Raw genomic sequence first — 5,019 nt, 5'->3', positions numbered from 1 at the left:
CAAACGAAAATGACAGAAGACGAGAACAAGGCAGCGGCGCAGGACCTCGCGAAGCGTCTGCGGCTCCTGCTGGATGTCGCGATCGCCGAGTCGGGTTCCGAACCGACCTACTCGCAGATCGCGGCCTACCTTGATCAGCGCGGAACTAGTCTGTCGAGGTCACGGTGGACGTACATGGTGAACGGCCACAGGTTTGTGCAGGACGCTGCGGTCTTCGAGGGATTGGCGGCATTCTTCGACGTGGATGCGGCCTTCCTGGCGGGGGAGGGCGACGCGCCTATTCCGGCTAAAGTGAGTGCGCAGCTGGATCTCGTGCGCTCGATGCGGGCGGCCAAGGTGAAGTCGTACGCGGCACGCACGCTGGGGGATATATCACCGAAGGCGCTCCAGGCGATCAGCAGGTTCCTGGATGAAGAAGTGACACACACCTGAGCAGTGACGGCGCCGCTCCACACGGAGCCGGCATCGGCATGCTCCCGGAGGAGAGCGACCGCACTTTGAACATCGAACAGACCGTGTCGACGGCCGTAGCGAGCCTGGCGCTGGACAGCACTTTTACGTTCGATGAATTGTGCCAAGCGATGCAGAATTATAGGCAGCGCAAGCTCCGCGTCGTCGAACTAGCGGAGCTCGGTGACCACGACGGGATCTGCGCGCTGTGGCTGATCATGGACTCCGAAGACCTCGTCCTCCACGCTGGCAGCGACTCGGTCCTGCATCGTCAGCAGTTCGTCCTCCACGAGTTCGCCCATATGCTCCTTGGCCACGGCCAGGGCGACGAATGCGCGGTTGACGACGTCTTGCTCCCCGACATCCCAGCGCACACGCGCGGGCGCTTGCTCAGACGGCAAGATCCCAATTCTGAGAGCGAGATCGCTGCGGAGTCCGTGGCCGATCGGCTCGCCGCTGCGATCCGAGCATCGGCCTTCGCGGAGTCCCGATATTCGGAGATTTTCGGGTGATCCAGGCACTTGTCGCGGTACTCATGTGGGTGCTCGTGGTGAGTCTGCTCATCCTGCGGCGCAGACGCACGGAGCGCAGCATCACGTACGCTGCACTGACCATTTCCGTCGCGATGACCCTCAACGTGGACGCGATCTACAGCACGGTTGATACGGCCCTTGGCGCGACCAACATGGCAACACTTGTCGCCGATGGCGCGTTGATGATCGGACTCTTTTTCCTCGGCCGGGGGATCATGAAAGCCGGAGGGTATCGACCAAGACTGGTGCGTGTCGCCCTGGGTCTTCCGGCGCTCCTCCTCTCACTCGTCGGGGTTGGGTTTGCTTTTCTGCTCATCGACCGGGGGGCGACGACGACGACCTTTATGAGCGACCTCGGAGCGCAGCCTGCGGCTGCCACCTACTCAATGATCGGCTTCACGTACTGCGGAATCGTGGTCGCAGCGATGTTGATCCTCGCGGGACGTCAATATCGCCTGGGCGATGGCGCTCAGCGCATTCCCGCCGGCTTGCTGCTTCTTGGATCGGCTTTTGGAGTCGCACTGTGCCTGGTCGTCCTGATCATGGACGTCGCGCACGTCGTTGGCAACCTCGATTTGATGGACGCCGTCGCCGCGGCATACGGGCCTCTCTACTTGCTGACGTTCGTCTTCCTATGCACTGGTTTGGCAGGGCAATCAGCCGTCCGCTACATGCGAGATCGTTCACGGGGCGTGAGAACTGGTGCGCTGGTGAACGAGCTGGAGCCCATCTGGCGTCGGGCGACGCTCGTTCGCCCGGGGTTGAGCCAGACGCACTCTTCGGCCACCAACATGGAGGAGCCCGAGACGCGCCTTCATCGAGAGATCGTCGAAATCCGCGATGCCATGATCGATCCACGCGTCTCGTTTGAGGTAACCGGTCACGAGCGCGCACTTCTGGGGCGGGCGGAGGACCACCTCCTTGGGCTCGACGGACGGGGGGCGCAGGCAGCCGACTCTTCTTCAACTCGCCGTGGTTCCGAACGAGGGCACGTTTGAAACGCCTCCTCGCCGCGGGAGCGGTGTTGCTGACTGCATGCGGGTTGGGCCTCGGTTGGGGCATTGCTCGGCGGTTGACGGCATCCGCAGGCCCGAGGAGATTCGACCTCGTCGTACGTGACGTGGAGCGCGACGGTGATCGCTGCTTGATCGTCTTGGACCGAACGCGCCAGACAGTCGCGGATGGCATCTACAACCTATGGTTCGAGAATGGCGGCTGGGCTCAACTCTCTGCCGAAGTCTTCGATCGAGGGCCAGGTCGAATCGCACGGCTCGTGACAAGCGCTTCTGCCGGCTTCGCCCTGGCGGCTGGCGATCGAACCTCATGGAGCGGGATCTACTTTGCGAGCCCAACTGATGCCGGCCTTTCCGCCCGAGAAGTCGCGATTGACACCGTCGTGGGAAGTGCTCCGGCCTGGCTCCTGGAGGAAGAGAGTGACCGCTCGACGTGGGCGATCCACGTTCATGGTCTGGGGAGCACCCGAGCGGGCACACTGCGCGGAGTGCGGGTCGCTTCGGACCTGGGCTACACATCGCTCGTCATCACTTATCGAAACGATGGAGAAGGGCCGAAGGCGGGACCTGGCCGGTCCTCGCTTGGGTTCACGGAAGTCGAGGATGCCGAAGCAGCAGTACATTACGCGATACAACACGGAGCACATCGGATCATTCTCTTCGGATGGTCAATGGGCGCCACGATCGCTCTGCAACTCGTCGACCGTGCACGCTACAACGGCATCATCGTGGGGGTTGTGCTGGAGTCTCCGGTGCTCGACTGGGTTACGGTGATCAAGGCGAATTGCGTTCGGAGCGGGCTGCCTGCCGCATCAGGCATCCTTGCTATTCCGTGGCTCGCGCTTCCCCTGTTGTCACGCATGACCGGTCTGCCGACGGCCATCCCGCTTCGGGATCTTGATTGGGTCGCACGCGCCGCAGAACTCGCTGTGCCCACACTGATCATCCACGGGACCCAAGACGACTCCGCCCCAACTCAGGTCTCGCAGACCCTTCGCGACCTGCGCCCCGACCTCGTTGAGTTCGAAGCCTTCACAGCCGGCCACACACTGTCATGGAACTCCGACCCCGAACGCTGGCAATCGACGGTCACCGCGTGGCTTTTGGCACACGTCAACGCTGACGCCAGCTGAGGTTAAGCCCCGCGGCGGGAGAGGTCGCGCGAGGTTTCCGACGAAAAGGCCGCCGAAGCCGCGGCCTTGAAAGTAGAGCTCGCCACGTCCGCCAACCTGGCTACAGCAGCCGAAACCCGGGCAGGACAGGGAGAAGGGGCTGCAGCCAGCGCGCGTGCGGAAGGAGGTACTCTCGCCGCGGACTTCGCCGCAGCGGTCGCGCGAGCCGAAACCCTGCAGCAGGCCCACGATGCCCTGCTCCAACGCATCACCCCGCAGGGCGACAAGCCCGCCGGCGGGTCCGGGCGCCGGCATTGGCACACGCGTCCGGTACTCAGGCGGTGATAGGGAAGGTTGTATAAGTAAACGGAAACCTGCCTCGTTCATCGCTTCTGCCCACAGGCCCTGTTGGGGGTATGCGTCCGTGGCAAGACTGGATCGAGAAGGCGGTCCTTAAAGGGGTGCGCCGGATTCAGCGCGAACATTACGGCGGCCAGCCGTGCGAACCCGTACCACTAGGGGCCATACGGACCGGCAGACGGAGCCTGGAAGAAGAGAGACAACTGAATAGATTTCCCAATTCGCGGGGAAAATAAGAAAAAATCTGGGGGCCGGTGCTGTGTGGTGCAGGCTCCCGCTCCCACACCACACTTTTTGTCATCTTGAGGAAACCAATTGAGCGCAGAACACCCGGGTCCACGCTTTCCTGACCGTCAAGGACGTCGCAGCCGAACTGGCCACGGCCGATCCCAGATCGTGGCGCTGATCAGCGTGGGGATCTGCCGGCGATTCGGGTGTTGGCCGTGGTTAGTGGCGAGTCCAGGCTTCTGAGCTTGAGGAATATATCTCGAATGCTTACGAGCGCACTGCTGCCGCGATCAAGGAGCTGAACTCGTAGGTAGGGGAGGAGATCGGAATTACCCTAGCTCAAAGCGGAGCCGGGAACGATAAATCGCATCTGACAGGTACCAGGGGGATGAATTTTTCCCCACAATTTCACCCAGTATGGCAGTCGAACGTACAGCCGCGTTCTAGTCCAGAGCGATCTTGGTCTGAATATCACAGCTCTTCTGATTCCTCTCTTTTGCGGGGTTCCTAACAACCCGTATTAGGCTTCAGGTGTGGAATATATAGCCGTACTATTGCCGTCGGCGGGTGTCGGAGCCATTTTTTACTTCGCGATGCGCGCGATTTTCGGCGCCGATCGGGCTGAGCGCCAAGCGCAAGCCGCCGCTGAGCAGGAAGCCCATGCAAACGTTAACCTCAGGGCAGCACCCTCCCCTGTGGAGCCCAGGCAGAACCCCTAGGATCGTACCGCTAATTGGTGGGGGACTGTTGTAGGGCCCTCTCATCTCCGGCGTAAGGACCTAGGTCGTGTCTGTTAATTGTGGACTCGGTGGAATGTGACCATCGCGGTGAGTAGTACGCCGCCGAGGAACGTCGTGGCGTATTTGTCGTATCGGGTGGCGATTCCGCGCCAGTGTTTGAGGCGGTTGAAGCCGCGTTCGACGGTGTTGCGTTCTTTGTAGGTCGCGGGGTCGAAGGACGGTGGCCTGCCGCCTGCGGAGCCTTTGGCTTTGCGCCGTTGGATCTGGTCTGAGCGTTCCGGGATGGTGTGCTTGATCCTGCGGGAGCGCAGTTCGCTGCGGGTTGAGGGGTGGGAGTACGCCTTATCGGCGAGCAACCGGAACCGGGTGCCCGTCCTGGAGCTTGTGGACTTCAAGTAGCGGCAGCAGCTGCGGGTTATCTCCGGCCTGGCCGGGTGTGAGCAGCATCGTGACCGGTGCGCATGCCCGGTCGGTGAGGGCATGGATTTTGGTGGTCAGCCCGCCTCTTGAGCGTCCAATCGCGTGATCAGCTGGCTCGTCGGGCAGAAACTTGTAACTCGCTCCTGCCCCCTGTGCGGTCCGC

5 protein-coding genes and 1 pseudogene are annotated in these 5,019 nt (G+C 62.0%); 4 read left to right on the top strand and 2 right to left on the bottom strand.

The features are described from left to right. The first annotated feature begins 9 nt into the window (after positions 1–9). Entirely contained in the window at positions 10–432 is a 423-nt protein-coding gene (locus BLS52_RS18085; RefSeq protein WP_026543776.1) for a hypothetical protein, read from the top strand. A gap of 188 nt (positions 433–620) precedes the next feature. Here BLS52_RS18085 and BLS52_RS18625 read toward each other — a convergent pair whose 3' ends face one another. Further along, positions 621–851 carry a hypothetical protein gene (locus tag BLS52_RS18625; protein WP_156929933.1) on the bottom strand — a complete coding sequence of 77 codons (231 nt, stop codon included), beginning with the start codon at positions 849–851 and terminating at the stop codon, positions 621–623. 107 nt (positions 852–958) lie between these two features. Here BLS52_RS18625 and BLS52_RS18075 point away from each other — a divergent pair, with 107 nt between their 5' ends. The 3 genes from BLS52_RS18075 (at position 959) to BLS52_RS18065 (ending at position 3,453) form a co-directional block, all read left to right on the top strand. Next, entirely contained in the window at positions 959–1,981 is a 1,023-nt protein-coding gene (locus tag BLS52_RS18075) for a DUF6545 domain-containing protein (protein ID WP_090588568.1), read from the top strand. 275 nt (positions 1,982–2,256) lie between these two features. Then, a complete protein-coding gene (locus BLS52_RS18070) occupies positions 2,257–3,129 on the top strand; it encodes an alpha/beta hydrolase family protein (RefSeq protein WP_245702943.1) in 873 nt (290 codons plus the stop codon). A 66-nt stretch (positions 3,130–3,195) separates the two neighbouring features. Then, on the top strand, positions 3,196–3,453 hold the full coding sequence (locus BLS52_RS18065) for a hypothetical protein (RefSeq protein ID WP_090588567.1): 258 nt from the start codon (positions 3,196–3,198) through the stop codon (positions 3,451–3,453). Between the two features lie 1,036 nt (positions 3,454–4,489). Here the strand turns inward: BLS52_RS18065 and BLS52_RS18055 are convergent. Beyond that, a pseudogene (locus BLS52_RS18055) lies at positions 4,490–5,019 on the bottom strand (IS5 family transposase); the annotation flags it as partial.

Origin of the sequence: Arthrobacter subterraneus (assembly GCF_900099735.1) — a bacterium.
Classification (GTDB): domain Bacteria; phylum Actinomycetota; class Actinomycetes; order Actinomycetales; family Micrococcaceae; genus Arthrobacter_D; species Arthrobacter_D subterraneus.
This window is presented reverse-complemented; position numbering and strand designations above follow the sequence as displayed.

Excerpts from the sequence above, each read along its gene's own strand:
- BLS52_RS18085 (WP_026543776.1), top strand. The coding sequence starts at position 10 with ATGACAGAAGACGAGAACAAGGCAGCGGCGCAGGACCTCGCGAAGCGT.